Source organism: Candidatus Bathyarchaeota archaeon, from assembly GCA_026014465.1.
Lineage (GTDB): Archaea > Thermoproteota > Bathyarchaeia > Bathyarchaeales > Bathycorpusculaceae > JADGNF01.
In genome coordinates this window covers 1-15,419 of the sequence record JAOZID010000010.1, presented here as the reverse complement: position 1 = coordinate 15,419, position 15,419 = coordinate 1, and the positions used below count along the sequence as shown (strand labels likewise).

At 48.8% G+C, this 15,419-nt stretch carries 18 protein-coding genes and 1 rRNA gene; 8 read left to right on the top strand and 11 right to left on the bottom strand.

Features of this window, described 5'->3' with window-relative positions; all coding sequences use genetic code 11:
• Positions 1-258: 258 nt before the first annotated feature.
• Positions 259-390 carry a hypothetical protein gene (locus NWF04_02165; protein ID MCW4005393.1) on the top strand — a complete coding sequence of 44 codons (132 nt, stop codon included), beginning with the start codon at positions 259-261 and terminating at the stop codon, positions 388-390.
• On the opposite strand, the gene NWF04_02160 is transcribed toward NWF04_02165, so the two are convergent.
• The 7 genes from NWF04_02160 to pyrH all read right to left on the bottom strand — a co-directional run bounded on the left by NWF04_02160 (position 387) and on the right by pyrH (position 5,208).
• The gene (locus tag NWF04_02160; GenBank protein ID MCW4005392.1) at positions 387-839 is read right to left on the bottom strand and encodes an NUDIX hydrolase; all 453 of its coding nucleotides are present in this window, start codon (positions 837-839) and stop codon (positions 387-389) included. The genes NWF04_02165 and NWF04_02160 overlap by 4 nt on opposite strands.
• Before the next feature lie 56 nt (positions 840-895).
• A complete protein-coding gene (locus NWF04_02155; protein ID MCW4005391.1) occupies positions 896-1,513 on the bottom strand; it encodes a class I SAM-dependent methyltransferase in 618 nt (205 codons plus the stop codon).
• A gap of 114 nt (positions 1,514-1,627) precedes the next feature.
• Positions 1,628-2,932 (bottom strand): ABC transporter permease, encoded by a 1,305-nt coding sequence (locus NWF04_02150; protein ID MCW4005390.1) that lies wholly within the window; start codon positions 2,930-2,932, stop codon positions 1,628-1,630.
• A 1-nt stretch (position 2,933) separates the two neighbouring features.
• Positions 2,934-3,623 carry an ABC transporter ATP-binding protein gene (locus NWF04_02145; protein ID MCW4005389.1) on the bottom strand — a complete coding sequence of 230 codons (690 nt, stop codon included), beginning with the start codon at positions 3,621-3,623 and terminating at the stop codon, positions 2,934-2,936.
• A gap of 120 nt (positions 3,624-3,743) precedes the next feature.
• Positions 3,744-4,097 carry a hypothetical protein gene (locus NWF04_02140; GenBank protein MCW4005388.1) on the bottom strand — a complete coding sequence of 118 codons (354 nt, stop codon included), beginning with the start codon at positions 4,095-4,097 and terminating at the stop codon, positions 3,744-3,746.
• 61 nt (positions 4,098-4,158) lie between these two features.
• Positions 4,159-4,416 carry a winged helix-turn-helix domain-containing protein gene (locus NWF04_02135; GenBank protein ID MCW4005387.1) on the bottom strand — a complete coding sequence of 86 codons (258 nt, stop codon included), beginning with the start codon at positions 4,414-4,416 and terminating at the stop codon, positions 4,159-4,161.
• Between the two features lie 117 nt (positions 4,417-4,533).
• Positions 4,534-5,208: a UMP kinase gene (gene pyrH / locus NWF04_02130; protein ID MCW4005386.1), complete on the bottom strand. Its 675-nt coding sequence runs from the start codon at positions 5,206-5,208 to the stop codon at positions 4,534-4,536.
• A 137-nt stretch (positions 5,209-5,345) separates the two neighbouring features.
• Here pyrH and NWF04_02125 point away from each other — a divergent pair, with 137 nt between their 5' ends.
• The gene (locus tag NWF04_02125) at positions 5,346-7,556 is read left to right on the top strand and encodes an ArsR family transcriptional regulator (protein ID MCW4005385.1); all 2,211 of its coding nucleotides are present in this window, start codon (positions 5,346-5,348) and stop codon (positions 7,554-7,556) included.
• Between the two features lie 9 nt (positions 7,557-7,565).
• On the opposite strand, the gene pyrB is transcribed toward NWF04_02125, so the two are convergent.
• Positions 7,566-8,486 (bottom strand): aspartate carbamoyltransferase, encoded by a 921-nt coding sequence (gene pyrB, locus NWF04_02120; protein ID MCW4005384.1) that lies wholly within the window; start codon positions 8,484-8,486, stop codon positions 7,566-7,568.
• A gap of 269 nt (positions 8,487-8,755) precedes the next feature.
• Here pyrB and NWF04_02115 point away from each other — a divergent pair, with 269 nt between their 5' ends.
• The gene (locus NWF04_02115; GenBank protein ID MCW4005383.1) at positions 8,756-9,793 is read left to right on the top strand and encodes an NAD(P)-dependent glycerol-1-phosphate dehydrogenase; all 1,038 of its coding nucleotides are present in this window, start codon (positions 8,756-8,758) and stop codon (positions 9,791-9,793) included.
• Between the two features lie 34 nt (positions 9,794-9,827).
• On the opposite strand, the gene NWF04_02110 is transcribed toward NWF04_02115, so the two are convergent.
• Complete coding sequence (locus NWF04_02110; protein MCW4005382.1) at positions 9,828-10,688, bottom strand: peptidylprolyl isomerase; 861 nt, start codon at positions 10,686-10,688, stop codon at positions 9,828-9,830.
• 261 nt (positions 10,689-10,949) lie between these two features.
• On the opposite strand from NWF04_02110, the gene NWF04_02105 reads away from it, so the two are divergent.
• The 5 genes from NWF04_02105 (at position 10,950) to NWF04_02085 (ending at position 14,840) form a co-directional block, all read left to right on the top strand.
• Positions 10,950-11,240, top strand: a complete 291-nt coding sequence (locus NWF04_02105) for a cupin domain-containing protein (GenBank protein ID MCW4005381.1) — start codon at positions 10,950-10,952, stop codon at positions 11,238-11,240.
• A gap of 169 nt (positions 11,241-11,409) precedes the next feature.
• On the top strand, positions 11,410-12,084 hold the full coding sequence (locus NWF04_02100; GenBank protein MCW4005380.1) for a metal-dependent transcriptional regulator: 675 nt from the start codon (positions 11,410-11,412) through the stop codon (positions 12,082-12,084).
• A complete protein-coding gene (locus NWF04_02095) occupies positions 12,075-12,380 on the top strand; it encodes a ferrous iron transport protein A (GenBank protein ID MCW4005379.1) in 306 nt (101 codons plus the stop codon). Before NWF04_02100 ends, NWF04_02095 begins: the two co-directional genes overlap by 10 nt.
• A 3-nt stretch (positions 12,381-12,383) precedes the next feature.
• On the top strand, positions 12,384-14,420 hold the full coding sequence (feoB, locus tag NWF04_02090) for a ferrous iron transport protein B (protein MCW4005378.1): 2,037 nt from the start codon (positions 12,384-12,386) through the stop codon (positions 14,418-14,420).
• Positions 14,421-14,495: 75 nt separating this feature from the next.
• Positions 14,496-14,840, top strand: coding sequence for a hypothetical protein (locus NWF04_02085; protein ID MCW4005377.1), 345 nt, complete (start codon positions 14,496-14,498; stop codon positions 14,838-14,840).
• 48 nt (positions 14,841-14,888) lie between these two features.
• On the opposite strand, the gene NWF04_02080 is transcribed toward NWF04_02085, so the two are convergent.
• Positions 14,889-15,077 (bottom strand): TRAM domain-containing protein, encoded by a 189-nt coding sequence (locus NWF04_02080; GenBank protein MCW4005376.1) that lies wholly within the window; start codon positions 15,075-15,077, stop codon positions 14,889-14,891.
• A 293-nt stretch (positions 15,078-15,370) separates the two neighbouring features.
• Positions 15,371-15,419 (bottom strand): 16S ribosomal RNA (locus tag NWF04_02075); the annotation flags it as partial.

Here is a 15,419-nt window from a genome sequence, read left to right as displayed (position 1 = left end):
TGAAACCTTGGAGAGACTCCACTGGCGGTTTGGGTAGCGGCGCATTGATGTTAAAGCATGAGGTGCAGACGCGCAGGTTTTTCGTTTCAAGTATGCAACCAAAGCCGAATAGTCAATTCAGTTGTGCAGATTCTGGATTTGTAGCCTTTATGTTTATTAGGGGTGGAAGGAGGCTTTAGATGTCGCGGCAGGGTTGAAGGCAGTTTTGCTTGGACAAAAGCTGCGTCGACGTTTAGCCGTGAAACAGGTGAGATGCTGGTGAACACTCATAACTTCATTGAGGACATAGCAGTTCCCGCGATGGGCAAGCTTCCAGCATTTATCCAAAAAATCTACATCGTCTACTTCTCGCCAGGACTTTTGCTTTTAGCCACCATTTTTGGGTACTAATTTGTATGTTGTTGAGAGGCGTTTTGGAGTTTGGGTTTGTTTTTTGTGAAGAATCGCCTGAACGAGGGTGTGAGGTCGTAGGTTTCAACTTGGTTTAGATTTACCCAGCGTAGTTCGTCGGCGTCGCTTGAAGCGGCGGGTTCGTCGGGGTTAACGTGGACGAGGTAGTCGATTATGATGTAGTGGTAGGCGATTTTGCCTTTTTGGTCTAGGTGGACTTGGTCGACGACGTCTACAAGCTGCGGGTTTGACGCGGTTAAGCCTGTTTCTTCTAAGGTTTCACGCAACACCGCTTCTTTAAGGCTCTCACCTAACTCCACAACGCCGCCAGGAATTGTCCATTGACCCTTCGCGGGTTCGTTACCTCGTTTTTCCAGCAAAAGCTTGTCGTCACGCAAAATGACTGCGCCTACGCCTGCTACGGGGTGGTCGGGGTAATGTCGTTTCAACTTGGAGCCTCAGCGGTTATCTGTGTCGGATTTGTGTCTTAAGGCTTGCGTGGCAGTTAGAGTTTTTGCAGGGTATAGGCTCTAAAGAGGAGCTGTTCTTTTTTGGCGGGTGTTTTGAACGCGTAAAACGCCACGGTTTTTAGCAGCGTGAAACCGTACTTTTTTGCGAGCTCGCGTATGTCGTCTTGGCTGTGGCAGTATATGCAGATGCCTGATTCATCCAAGTAACAAGCCTTGTCGGTTTTGTCTATGGTGGTGAAGCTAAAGGTTCCGCTGTTTTGCAGTACGCGACGGGTTTCAGCGAAAAAAACGTCAAGGTCGCGGATAAAGTGGAAGACACCACAGCAGATGGCATGGTGGAACTGGTTGTCAGTGTAGGGCCAGTTGCCTATGCGCAGGTCGCAGGTTTTGAGTTCTTTTGCAAACGCTTTTTCCCTGCAAACGCCAAGCATCTCTTCCGAGTGGTCTACACCGTAAACAACCAATCCAGCCTTGTGGAAAAGCACAGAACCCAATCCAGTACCCACCCCAACATCCAGCAGGGTCTGCTGAGCTTGGACGAATTCGTAGGTTAACCCAAACACGATTTCATGCGCGTACGACTCCGTCTGTCTGCAAGCATCATCATAGGAACGGGCACATTCATCATGCACTGTCTTAACCTTTGCGTCCATAACCCACAACACATCCACTATGCAACGGGAACAGGAAGATAGGCTCAGAAAGCAGAATAAGCATTTCCCCTAAAACAAAAAAGAAAAAGGCGGGGCTCGGTTGGAGCCATGGGTTTATTCGTAGCGTAGGGCGTCTACGGGTTTTAGTTTTGAGGCGCGCCATGCGGGGTACAGAGCGAAGATAACGCTTACGCCTACGCCAAAGCCTAGTGCCAGCAGCAGCACTTCAGGGGTCAACACGGGGGTTATTGCTAAGCCGCCGCTTGCGGTTCCTGCAAAGACCACTGCTACCACGTTGGATAGTCCCCAGCCTGCGACGATGCCTATGGCGGCTCCGATTACTCCGATTATGGCGGATTCGCACAGGAATATTGCGAGGACAGTGCGACTTTTGGTTCCTAGGGCTTTGAGTATGCCAATTTCGCGGGTGCGCTCGATTAGGGAGACTATCATGATGTTCATGATGCCTATGCCTGCGACGAGCAGCGAGATTGCGGCTATGCCTCCGAGGAAGAGCGTTAGCGTGGAGAATATGGTTGAGACGAGTGAGAGGATGGCGGTTGCGGAGGTTACGGTGACTTGTCCTGCGAAGTAGTCGGTTATGGCTTCTGAGACGCTGTCGATGACGGCTTGGTCGCTGCCTGATAGCTTAACTATTATCATGGAGGCTTCGTCGGTTCCAAAGAAACTCTGCGCCTGCGAGAGGGGAACATACACTCCCGTGTCCGAAGGACCAAGAAAACCAAGACCACCTACGGGTTCAAGAACAGCAGCAACGTTGGCAGTGTAAGTCTTATTTGTGAAGGGAAGCTGCGTAGCGTTAGTCCAAAGTATAGTAACTTCATCGTTTACGTCGATAACAGAGGAGCCGTTGAGCCAGGGGTCATGCAGACGCGCGCCAACGACGATGTCCGTGTCCGAGGGCGTTAACGGAATAGCACCTTGCGCGGCAACAAAGGTCGTGGGGTACACTTGGGCGTAGTCAGCAAAGTCTGTGCCGGTTATGCCGCCGCGTATGAGCCCGTCAATGTCGCCTTTTTGGATGAAGCCTGACTGTGAAATGAAGCCAAACGCGGTTTCTATATCAGGCGAGAGCGTCTTGATTTCTTCGGTGTAATTCAGGTACAGTTTGAAGCCTGAACTGGCTGATGAACTGCCGCCACCCAATCCGCCACCGCCTGCACCTGCGCCATCGCCTGAGCCTATACCGCCACCCGTGTTGACAGACACAATTAGGGTATCAGAGGCTAAGCCTTCTTCAAGCTGCCCTGTGATGGTGCTTTGCAGCCCCGTGGAAATAGAAAGCAACGCAACAATAGCCGCAATACCAATGACCACACCCAAAGTCGTCAAGCCCGCACGCAGCTTACGCAGCTTAATCGCGCTAAACGAGTAAGAAAATACATCTTTGGTCTTCATGTTAATTCACCATATCCTTTGTTACCACGCCGTCGAAAACGTGGATTGTGCGCCGCGCTTCTTTGGCTAGGTTTTGGTCGTGGGTTACCATGATGATGGTTACGCCTTCAGCGTTGAGTTTGCGGATTATGGCGAGGACTTCTTGGGCGGTTTTGGAGTCAACGTTTCCTGTGGGTTCATCCATGAGCAAAAAGCGTGGGTTGTTTGCTAAGGCGCGGGCTATGGCTACGCGTTGTTGTTGTCCGCCGCTAAGTTCTGCGGGTTTGTGGTTCATGCGGTCTTTGAGTCCGACGGATTCGAGAAGTTGTTCTGTGCGTTTGGTGCGTTCGGCTTTGCCCACGTCTGCAATAGACAAGGACAGCTCGACGTTGCCTTTGGCGGTTAAGCGTGGAATGAGGTTGAAGAATTGGAAAACAAAGCCTATGCGGCGTCGGATGTTGGTGAGTTGGTTGTCGTTGAGTTTGCCTATGTCTACGCCTTCGATGAGGAGTTGTCCGGAGGTTGGTTTGTCTAAGGCGCCAATTAGGTTTAGAAGCGTTGATTTGCCGCTTCCTGAAGGCCCTAGTATTGAAACGAAGTCTCCGCTGTTAATGGTTAAATCTAAGCCCCGAAGGGCTTCCACTGGGACTTTGCCCAGCATATACGTTTTTTTGAGGTTTTTTATTTCGACAACAGGTGTTGCCACTGACATATGTTCACTTCCTTAAGAGTTCATTGAACAAAAAACACCGCGTTTTTATAAAGAATATCTCATGGAGCATATACACCAAAGGTGAAATCCAAGCATAAGCTGCGCATGTGTCAAAGCAGGCTATTTTGGCGGCGTGTTTTCTGCAAGTTTATCATTTAACAGTTTTTCTTCCAGATTATTAAGCTGTTCCATGCGGTGTCCCCATTTTTTGAAGAAACGGTACTGCATGACCATGATGCGTATGCTGTAGATTACGAAGGCGGCTAGGATTATGGGGAATATTATGGTTATTTCGTCTATGCCTGTTCGGATGTGGCGCAGGAACAGTAGAGCAAAAGCGACCAATAGCGTGCTAAGTATGCATAGGCTAATGAGGGTTCCACGTTTGAAGCGTCGCCATTCCCGATTTAGCTCTGAGAGAAGCTCATGAAGCGTTTTTACGGGGTAGATTGGTTCAGGCTCTTTCTCGCTCATCTTACTCCATCTATAGTTTTCGTTGCAGTTGTTATATAGGTGATGCACCAAAGGTGAAGTGCTACAACAAAGAGGGCAAGGAATCGCGCAGGGAACTGTAGATTTTTCGTCCCTCAACAGTCAGCAACAGTTTTCCCTCCGCAGTCTCCGCCACAAAACCCTTCGCTTGCAAATACCCCAGATGCTTCAAAAAATCATCATACGAAACATCCGTTGCTTTTCGCCAAACATGCGTACGCAACTGCGGCTTATCCACAAAGAACAAGAACTCTAGCATTTCAAAACGTATCTGAACAGGCCCTTTACGTTTATCTACCATTGCTGCACCGTCAAACAGTCCCTACCGCGCCTAAATCAAAGCTGGAATAATCCATTATTGGAAAAAGACCATTTAAAACCTAGCCACAAGAAAACCCAAAAGCGGCAAACCGCGGGGTTAAGTGACGACAGTTCCAATTTTTTCTCCGTTCACGGCGGCGAGGATGTTTTGGGGTTTGAATCCGTTTACGGCGACGAGTTTTAGGCGGTTGCGTTTGAGGACTTTGATGGCTTCGGGGTCGACGATTTGGTGCATGCCTGCGGTGTGGGTGCTTTGGCTAAAGATGTTTTGCAGGTCTTCAAAGCGCAGCTGGTCAAGCTTTACTGCGTCGCTGTGTTTGCGGGGGTCTTTGTTGTAGATGCCGTCTTGGTCGGTGCCTTTGACTAGCAAATCTGCGTGTACGTGCTCGGCAACTAAAGCGGCAACCGCATCCGTGGTGATTCCAGGCCGCAAGCCGCCCATGAACAGGATTTTGCCTGTCTGCAGGTACGCTGCGGCTTCATCAAGCGTTACCGCCACTTTTTCGCATGCCAAATCGCCGACGCGCTTGAGGAAAACCTGAGCAAACAACCGGGAAACGGATATGGCGATTTCGTCTTGAGCTTGCATTTGCAAATCCAGCTTCTTGCCGATTTGGATGAATTCACGAGCTAACGCGCCGCCGCCCACAACTACCGCAACCTCATGCCCCTGCAGCTTCAAAACCTTCAACAACTCAGCATACTCAGCAATAAGACCAGGATTAATAGGAGACGCAACAACAGAACCGCCGATTCTAAGCACAACACGCATACCTAACAGCTACCTTCACGATAACGTACAAACCCCATCTAAAAAACTTCTGCCTTCCACGCTCGTCGGATTTTTGCCTAAAGTTTAAACCTTGCAGATGCCAATACCTACAGCACCACAAACGGAATTTATTTAGTATGTCATTGCCTCATCGTGCCCGCGGAGTTAAAGTTCTTAAAGCTGTTTCGTCACCGTTGAGGCTGCAGATTCTCAATTTCCTCTTCGACAAGGGCGCCCTGAGCTACACGGAACTAATGAATGCATTGAAGATGAACCCAAGCCGTGACGCGGGAAGGTTTGCGTATCACCTAAAGTTTTTGCTCAAAGCAGGGTTGGTGGAGGCTGATGCGGATGCTAAGAAGTATTTTTTGACTGATTTGGGCAAGATGGTTATAGATATTGCGGAGCGTGTGGAGAAGAAGGCGGTTAAGCCTAAGGGCATGCTGGTTCGTACTTCGCATTTCACTTTTGAAGAATTTGACCCTAACAAAATCGCAAACAGCCTGACCAAGGAAGCAAAGATGCCTGTCGAGTTGGCGCAGAAAACCGCTAAGGAAACTGAAAAAATTGTGGTTAAAGCAAAGACGAAGTATTTGACGGCGCCGTTGATTAGGGAAATTGTGAACGTGATTTTGATTGAAAAAGGGCTTGAGGAGTACAGGCATAAGCTGACGCGGTTGGGGTTACCTGTTCATGAAGTCTCGGCGCTTGTGGAACGCAAAAACCCCGACAAACCCGAAGACGTAACTTGCATGGCAGGCAAGACAGTGTTTAGGGAGTACACGTTGCTTAACGTTTTTCCGCGTGACATTGCCGACGCGCATGTTTCGGGCACTTTGCACATTAACGATTTGAGCACATGGTTGTTGAAGCCCAGCGAAATCGTGCATGATTTGCGGTTCTTCTTCCAAAACGGCTTGAAAACCGAAAAACTCAACACGCAACAGCACTCTCAAACGTCCCCAGAAAACTTTGGGGCTGCCTTAGCCATGGCGTTTAACGTTTTGCTCTTCACCCAGCAAGAAGTAAACACAACCCAAACCGTAGAGTGCTTCAACGTTTTCCTTGCCCCCTACATTAGGGGCTTAGATGAGGAGCACATAAAACAGGAACTGCGCCTTTTCATCATGAACCTCAACCAGCACGTAGACGCAGCACTGGGACTTGAGCTGCCGCCTTCCGATGCCCTAGCCCGCAAAACCGCCATAGGACCCAAAACAACCACGGGCACCTACGCCGACTTCACCAAAGAAAGCAACCGGTTAGCCTCACTTATTTTAGAGGTTCTCGCAAAAACCAGCCAAATCAAACCCCTAACCAACCCAAAGGTCATCGTCAAAATAAACAAGAAAACACTCTCAGACCCCGAAGCCCAACAGATTCTGCTCAAAGCCCACGAAATCGCCGCAGACAAAGGCATAGTGTACTTCGCCAGCTTATTTGGGGCACAGGGTACGAACGTAGCGTTTTCTGCATCGGGTGTAAAGCTTGAAGCAACGTTAAGTGGCGACTGGGAAACCGACACATTGCGGACGGGCTGTTTGGGATGCGTCACGCTAAATTTGCCGCGAATCGTGCGGGAAGGCGAACAGGACAAAACCAAGTTTTTTAGCATACTCAAAGAACGCTGCGAATTAGCCGCGCGGGCACTGGGCATCAAACAACGAGCCCTAAGACACCACGGAAAAAACGCTTTGCCGTTTCTAACACAGGGCACTAACGGAGACACGTATTTCAGGTTGGAGAACTGCTGCGGCGCAGTAAACTTGGCGGGTTTCAACGAAGCCGTAGTGAGTTTCATGGGCAAAGATTTGAATCAGGAGGAAAGCGTAGAGTTCGCCAAGGAAGTCGTGAAGAACACAAGGACATACCTGCAACGAGTCGGCAAGCGACACGGAAAACGCCTGTTCCCCGCGATACTACACAGCAGCCAAGCCTCCAAACGCCTAGCTCACTTGGATATCGAAAAGTACGGCATTGCAAAAACAAAGTTTTCAGGAACCCGCGACAAACCCTTCTACGCCACCACCCGCAGGTTGCAGATGCAGCAAGGCAACTTCCCCAACGTTCCCCTAGAGCAGCTTGACTGGGAAAACAACCTCAAAGGACTCAACAAAGGCGCCAACCTAACCATCGTGGACATAGATGATACGGAAAACACGGCGGAGGCGCTAATGAAGTTCACGGCGCAGCTAATGCAAAAACACAACGTTGAACTGTTAACCTACAACAGAGGCGTCACTTACTGCAGCAACTGCGTCAAAAGCTGGTTTGGCACTTCCCACAAATGTCCCTCATGCGGCTCCATAGGAACCGTCACCACATTTGACAGATACCAAGGCACATAAAAAGGGCTTTTATTTGGTGGCGCCCAAAACCAGTGAAAGCAGCGCCATCCTGACAACTACGCCGTTCCAGACCTGCTGGAAGTAACGAGCCTTTGGCGTAGCATCAACTTCGGGGGCGATTTCGTCCACGCGCGGCAAAGGATGCAAAATTATAAGGTCGTCTTTGGCTTCTGCGAGGGCTTTTAGGTCTATACGGTATGCGCCTTGAACTTTTGCGTAGTCAGCTTGGGCGGGGAAGCGTTCTTTTTGGATACGAGTAACGTAAAGAACATCCACGTTTGGGATTACCTCTTCTAGATGCTGGGTTTCGCAAACGTTGATTTTGCTTTGTATACTGCGCAAGACTTCGCGGCGCATCTTGAGGCTTTCAGGCGAAACCAAGGTCAACTTGATATCATAAAACGACAACGCATACGCCAACGAATGCACCGTTCGCCCATAACGCAAATCACCCACCAACGCGATTTTTAAGCCGTCAATTCTGCCGCGTTCTTTTTGGATAGTGTACAGGTCAATGAGAGCTTGGGTTGGGTGTTCTTCGGCTCCGCTGCCTGCGTTTATGACTGGGACAGAGGAGAATTCGGCAGCGAGTTTGGCTGCGCCCTCCAGTGGGTGCCTAAGAGCGATGATGTCGGCGTAGTTTTCTATGGTGCGCATGGTGTCGGCGAGGTTTTCGCCTTTGGCTACGCTGGTGCTTTCGGCGTCGGCAAATCCGATGACGCTTCCTCCCAGCTTGAGCATGGCGGATTCGAAACTTAGGCGCGTGCGGGTGCTGGGTTCGAAAAAGATGTTCGCCAAGATTTTGCCTTTTAGCATGTCTGAGCCTGTTGCGGCAAGGGGTTCCATGTCTTTGCTGGTTTTGAGGATATGGTTGATTTCCTGCTGAGTCAAGCCTTCAATAGAAGTAATGTCTCTTCCTTGAAACTCCACGTTTAGCGCACCTAAAACAAAGAAGCAGGCAACTGATACATAACACTTGCGAAAACCAACCCAACAGCACCCCACAAAACATAGAAAACAGGGCAGGGCAGTGGTTTTGCAGGGGCGTTGGGGCTGCAAATATGCAGGCGTTGCGGCGGATGTTTTGCTGGTTTTATGTTGTGGTTGGCGAGTTTGGGTGCAAAGGTTTAAACTTTATCTCTTGGAAGGGTTATAAGGAATATTACTGCGTGATTTGTTTGGCGCTAAACTACCATTACATGCAGCTTCCACGAGAGGTTATCGTCGGTAAGGGGACGCTTGAACGTATCCCTGAAGTGGTCAAAAGATTAAACCTCACTGGACCCGCGTTGATAATTGCTGGGCAAAAAAGCTGTGAAATTGCGGGAAAAACAGTTCATGACCTTCTAGAACAGGCAGGTATGGCAGTGGACACGTTGCTGGTTCAGACCGCGACGATTAGGGATGTTTTGACTATTGAGGAGAGGATTATGGAGTGGAAGCCTCAGGTTCTTTTTGGCGTAGGCGGAGGCACCAAGATTGACGCAGCAAAACTAAGTTCCGCGCATCAAGGACTATCTTTTGTGAGTGTACCCACTACGTTGAGTCACGACGGAATTTCCAGTCCCCTTGCTTCGGTTAGAGGCTTTGGGAAACCGTACTCCGCCATGTCCCAAGCACCCTTAGCCATAATCGCCGACACCGAAATCATAGCGCAGTCTCCCTGGCGCTTTACCGTAAGCGGATGCGGAGACGTACTAGCAAAGTTCACCGCCGTCAAAGACTGGGAACTGGCGCACATGGAAAAAGACGAGTACTACGGAGAATACGCTGCCAGCTTAGCCCTGATGAGTTCGACACTTGTGGAAAAAAACATTCAATGCATCAAACAAGGCAACGAAGACGGCATACGCATACTCTTAGAGGCGCTAATTAGCTGCGGAGTAGCCATGAGCATCGCGGGAAGCAGCCGCCCCTGCAGCGGCTCCGAACACCTCTTTAGCCACGCCTTAGACATGGTAAAAAGCTCTGATGCCATGCACGGCGAACGCTGCGGAGTAGGCGCAATCATGATGGCATACCTATACGGAGCCGACTGGAAACGCATACGCGAAACCCTATGGCACCTCAAAGCACCCACCACCGCAGCCGAAATGGGCGTAGAAAACCAAGACATCATAAAAGCCCTAGAACTGGCAACCACCATACGCCCCGACAGATACACAATCCTGCAAAAACTACGGCTAAACCGCAAACAATGTGAACAGGTAGCAAAAAACACCCAAGTAATAGAATAATCTAAAAACTAAATTTTTGAAGAAAAAGGAAAGGTTAGGCTTTGGAGTCAGCTTTTGCTGGCTTTTCTTTGTCAGCCTTGGAAGCTTTGGGTTTTGTTTCTTTCTCAGCAGCAGGCTTTGCTTTGGCAGGTTTCTCTTCTTTAGCGGGTTTTTCTTCGGTGACTTCTTTCTCAGCAGCAGGTTTTGCTTCGGCGGCTGGTTTTGGTTTTGGTGGTGCCTTGAAGGTTTCAACGAATGTTGTTTCGTCTAGGTCGGGGAAGAAGCGTTGCATGTCCATGGCTATGCCACGTTTTGCGATTTGCACGCCCTCCAAGTAGAATGTGTCTTCGGGCATGTCAAGAGTTAGGGATTTGTCGGAAAGAGAGAAGTTGAATTTGGATGCTTCGATGATGGGTATGCGGCGGTGGATTAGAGCGGCAACTTTTTCTTCGTTGTTTTCAAGTTTTTTGGTGACAGTGATGTCGTAGACTAGGGTGCGTCCAGCTAAGGGCGGGTTGAAGTCAAGCAAGACACGTCCTGCGCCTATGCTTCGGATAATCGCGTTTTTTCCGCCGTATTCGATGCGTGCACCGATTGCGATGTTTGCACCGGTAGAGGCTAATTGTTTGAGGGGGACACGTTTGACTTTGTCGCTGTCGCGGGGGCCAAAGGCTTTTTCTGGGGGGATTTCGACTTTTTGGGGTTTGTCTACTTCCATGTTTAGGAAGCTTTCGTCTAAGTCTTTGAGAACCCAGCCTTCACCCACAACGATAAGTTTGGGTTCGTAGATTTCGCCTTCTTTTTGAAGATGCTCTTTAGTGGCGGTTTCCTCGGAGGTGGTGTCGAAAACTTCGTTTGTTTCCTTCACTTGAGCGTTATAGTCGATTAGTATGAAGTCTCCTTTTTGTAAAGCCATACTAGTTCATCCTTCACTTGCGATTCAAAAATAAGCCTATACCGCGCATAAAAACCTTTCAGTAGTTGACCCTGATTTCACGCGAAGATCAACAGTAAGATTTGGAAATCCGCCATTTTCACGGCAGGTTCTTGTGCACTTGCGTCATAGGTGGCAGGCGTAAAACTGTTTTAATACTGGGGCACATCAGGTAGAGTGGGATACAAAGTGTCAAATCAAGAATCCAAAGATAAATCCAAGCTTGCAGCAACAGCAACCAACCTGGACAGTTTGATTGATTACCAAGAAGGCTCAGTGGTCAGCCGAACATTAATTGACAAACAAACGGGAACGGTAACGTTGTTTGCTTTTGACGAAAAACAAGGTCTTAGCGAACACACAGCACCCTTTGACGCCCTTGTCTACGTCTTTGACGGCGAAGCGAAGATTACGATTTCAGGCAAAAGCGTCCAAGTAAAAGCGGGAGAAATCACCGTGATGCCTGCAAATGAGCCACACGCAGTCGAAGCAAAAACAAGATTCAAAATGATGCTAACCATGGTGCGCTCATAACCAAGTGCTGTGCTAAGCGAATTGTTGCGTAGCATGTTTTGGAAGCATGTGCAAACAATACTAGAGGTATCTAATATTATTCCATAAACCTTATTAGCCAGCGGAGGCTCTTAAGCTACAATTTCTCACAAAAAAGTACGAGCACTCGAAAAATCAGGGGTTATCCACCATGGAAAAAGCAATCTCACATGAAGCCGAAGAATACATCGAAGTTATCTACAGGCTTCAAAAGCAAGGTGGAGCCGCAAAAACCAAAGACATCTCCAACGCGCTACACGTTGTCCCAGGCTCAGTAACCAACACCATCCAACACTTAGAGAACCTTGGCTTGGTGGTTCATGAACCCTACCGTGGAGCAAAACTCACCTACGAGGGCGAAAAAATTGCCATGGACATCCTAAGAAAGCACCGTTTGGCAGAGAGGCTCTTAACCGACGTGCTAGAGGCGGATTGGAGCAACGTGCACGAGGATGCCTGCAAGCTGGAGCATGCGTTAACCAAAAACGTGGTCGCACTCTTAGAGAAAAGGCTGGGTTACCCCAAAGCGTGCCCGCATGGAAACCCCATACCAACCGAAAACGGCGTGGTCGAAGAAAAAAACTGTACGCCGCTAACAACTGCTGATCCAAGCCACGGCTACGTTGTGGAGAGCATCAGTAACGAGGAATCAGAAACGCTACGGCAGTTGGCGTTAAAATGCATCAAACCAGGCGTGCAGGTCAAAATCATCAAACACGACACGCAACACGTGTGCTTTCTTGTTGAAGGAAAAGAGCACCGCATAGACCACAGCTTGGCAGCGGTTGTTTTGCTCAGAAAAATGGAGGAAAAAAAGTGCAGATAAAAAAATCCAACGGAAAAGAAAAAGAAGCGTCACCAAAAGCAAGCAGTAACGAAGTTTCACTGGTTAACCTAAAGGAAGGAGAAAAGGGCATAATGACCCGCACCGAAGGATGCTGCACTGGAACCCACCGACTCGCCGAAATGGGACTAATCCCAGGCAGCGAAATCAAACTTTTAAGAAAATGCTCCTTTCATGGTCCGTTGGAGATTCAAATCCGCGGCGTATCCTTAGCGTTGGGTTATGGCTTAGCCTGCAAAGTTATGGTTCAGCCAAAAATGGCTTCTGACGGAGAATAGACCGTGAAAAAAGTGCTTGCCACAAACCACAACACAGCAAACAGCTCAGGCGTCTTTGAAGAGAAAAAGGGCGTAGAAGAGTTGCGTATAGCACTGGCAGGCAACGCGAACGTGGGTAAAAGCGCCATCTTCAATCAGCTCACAGGCTTAAACCAGGTCACGGGCAACTGGCCAGGCAAAACCGTAGAACGTGCAGAAGGCACCCTGTTTTTTGAAGACCACAAAATCCGCGTCATTGATTTGCCTGGGACGTATTCTCTTTCGGCGTATTCGATAGAAGAGATTGTCTCAAGGGATTATTTGGCTATTGAGAAACCCGATTTGATTGTTAATGTTGTGGATGCTTCGGCGCTTGAGCGGAACTTGTATTTTACGCTGCAGCTTTTGGAGCTAGAAGTTCCCGTGGTTTTGGCGCTTAACCAAGTGGATTTTGCAGCAAAAAAAGGACTACGCATAGACACCGAAAAACTCAGCCAAGCCCTAAACATCAAAGTCGTCCCAACCGTCGCCGTCACAGGAACAGGCATAACCGAACTTTTATCCACCGCAATTGCCCAAGCAACCCAAAAAGAAAAACCTAAACCCGCCCTTATCGCATACGGCAAAGAAATCGAAGAATGCATCCAAACTATCCAAACCCTCGTCAAAAACAAACTAACCCAACTCTGCGAAATATACCCCTGCCGATGGATAGCCATCAAACTAATCGAACAAGACGCAGACATACAAGAAAAAACCAAAACCTACCCCCAAGGCGCAGCCGTCCTACAACAAATCGAAAAAATCACCAAAGAACTCGAAAAAGTCCACGGCGAAACCTCCCCCATCATAATGGCATCCGAACGCTACACCCTAGCCAGCAAACTCACAAAAAACGCCGTCACCATCGAAGCCCAACCCAAAATCAGCTTAGAACAAAAACTCGCCGAGGTAACCACCCACAAAATCACAGGCTACCTAATCTTGGCGGGCGTGGTTGCTTTGACGTTTGGAGCTATTTTTACGGGTGGAAGCTACCTTTCGGGTTTGCTTGATGAGGGTCTTATGTGGCTTTCGGAGAACTTTGCAAACCTGCTAAGTCCCGTGTTGCCTGAAGCGGCAGTAGATTTGTTAGCAAACGGCGTCATGGGCGGCATAACCGCAGGAATAACCATAGCCCTGCCGTATATCGTGCCGTTTTACATAATTTTGGCGTTGCTAGAAGATAGCGGTTACCTGCCAAGGGCAGCGTTTCTCATGGACAATGTCATGCACAAAATTGGGTTGCACGGCAAAGCGTTCATTCCGCTTATACTGGGGTATGGCTGCACTGTTCCTGCCTGTGTTGGCTGCCGCATAATGGAAACCCAACGCGAACGTTTACTTAGCGCCTTTGTGGTCGTGCTCATTCCATGCGCTGCCCGAACCGTCGTAATCCTAGGCTTAGTAGGACGCTTCGTTGGACTGCACGCGGCGTTGGCACTGTACATTTTTGACCTCATCTTAGTCTTTGCCTTGGGCAGAATAGCATTCAAAGCCCTCCCCGGCGAACCCGTCGGGTTAATCATGGAGATGCCAAGCTACAAAAAACCCTCCGCCAAAACCATAGCCATCAAAACATGGAACCGAACCAAAGACTTTGTCTACGTTGCCTTCCCCATAATCATCGTTGGCAGCATAATCGTCGAAGCCATCGCGTTGTCAGGTTTGATGCCCTACGTGGTAGACGCGACTAGCCCGCTTATGACCGTGTGGCTAGGACTGCCCGCTGTAGCTGCGATTCCACTGATCTTTGGAGTGCTACGCAAAGAACTCACGCTTATTTTGCTGGCAACAACCCTTGCATCCGTAGGCATGGGACTAGAATCCCTCAGCGCCGTCCAGATGATAGTGTTCACCTTGGTAGTTATGATATACATTCCCTGCCTCGCCACCATAGCCGCCTGCAAAAAAGAATTCGGATGGAAAAAAACACTCTACATCACCTTCATCGACATCGGACTTGCCCTGCTCATAGGCGGCATAGCCTTTAGAATCCTAAGCCTATTCATGGGCACCTAAACCGCAACATCAACAGAGTACACAAAATTATATAGCAGAAAAAGAAAAGTTACGTCAAAGGAGTGTTCTGTTTGGATGAAAACGGGCATGCCTAAGGGTTTGTATATGCTGCTTGTGTGGATGGTAATTAACATAGTTTTCTTTGTGATTTCGATTCCTGGCGACCCTGAGGACCTCAACAACTATATTGAACCGCTTCTTTGGGCGGGCTCTGCCGTGGGGCTTTTTAGCATGCGCAAAACGGGAGCAGCCTTCGCCACAACCGTGCTGGGCATAACCATGGGAACAAGCATGTTCAACGTCATCTACTTCGGATTTAACGGACCCGCCGTCGGAGCCATAAACGGACTACGCATAATCATAAACGCCATCGCCATAGCCTACACCTACAAACTCATCTACCAAAACAAATTCAACTAACCCGGCAACAAGCAAAGCATCAAAACAAACAAAAGAAGATAAGTTGAGTTAGGTAGCTATTTGGGCGTCTGCGCAGCCACCTTCTAGTTTGGTTACGCGGACTTTTACGTTTGCTCCTAAGGGGGCGTTTTTGACAAAAACGGGGAATCCCTTGATTTTGCCCACGCCTTCTCCATTGGGGGTAGTCTCAACTATTTCCAATTCGTATTCTTCGCCTAATTCAACAGGATACGCGATACCGCGACCTCTGTTCTTGGCATTTCTGGGTGCACGCTTTTTTGGGCTAATAATCCAACATCCTCACAGTAAACCAATAACACCAACCTAACAAACAACAAACCTTAAAGCGTTTACGCACAAAAACAGCAAAAACAAACAAGAAACAAGCACAACAAACAGTAAGGCTAAAGCAAAACAAAAAAGAAATGCTCTTTTTCACATGTGATGTATGGGCTTTGACGTTTTCCCTGTTTCTCAGAGATATGGCAGATGCTTCCTTGCTCCTCCAGTAAAAACAAACTTGTTTTCTTAGGAGGTGATCCGGCCGCAGGTTCCCCTACGGCCACCTTGTTACGACTT

Excerpts from the sequence above, each read along its gene's own strand:
- NWF04_02110 (MCW4005382.1), bottom strand. The coding sequence starts at position 10,688 with ATGGCTTTACAAAAAGGAGACTTCATACTAATCGACTATAACGCTCAA.
- NWF04_02135 (MCW4005387.1), bottom strand. The coding sequence starts at position 4,416 with ATGGTAGATAAACGTAAAGGGCCTGTTCAGATACGTTTTGAAATGCTA.
- NWF04_02140 (MCW4005388.1), bottom strand. The coding sequence starts at position 4,097 with ATGAGCGAGAAAGAGCCTGAACCAATCTACCCCGTAAAAACGCTTCAT.
- NWF04_02085 (MCW4005377.1), top strand. The coding sequence starts at position 14,496 with ATGAAAACGGGCATGCCTAAGGGTTTGTATATGCTGCTTGTGTGGATG.
- NWF04_02125 (MCW4005385.1), top strand. The coding sequence starts at position 5,346 with ATGTCATTGCCTCATCGTGCCCGCGGAGTTAAAGTTCTTAAAGCTGTT.
- NWF04_02115 (MCW4005383.1), top strand. The coding sequence starts at position 8,756 with ATGCAGCTTCCACGAGAGGTTATCGTCGGTAAGGGGACGCTTGAACGT.
- NWF04_02150 (MCW4005390.1), bottom strand. The coding sequence starts at position 2,932 with ATGAAGACCAAAGATGTATTTTCTTACTCGTTTAGCGCGATTAAGCTG.
- NWF04_02145 (MCW4005389.1), bottom strand. The coding sequence starts at position 3,623 with ATGTCAGTGGCAACACCTGTTGTCGAAATAAAAAACCTCAAAAAAACG.
- NWF04_02155 (MCW4005391.1), bottom strand. The coding sequence starts at position 1,513 with ATGGACGCAAAGGTTAAGACAGTGCATGATGAATGTGCCCGTTCCTAT.
- NWF04_02100 (MCW4005380.1), top strand. The coding sequence starts at position 11,410 with ATGGAAAAAGCAATCTCACATGAAGCCGAAGAATACATCGAAGTTATC.
- pyrH (MCW4005386.1), bottom strand. The coding sequence starts at position 5,208 with ATGCGTGTTGTGCTTAGAATCGGCGGTTCTGTTGTTGCGTCTCCTATT.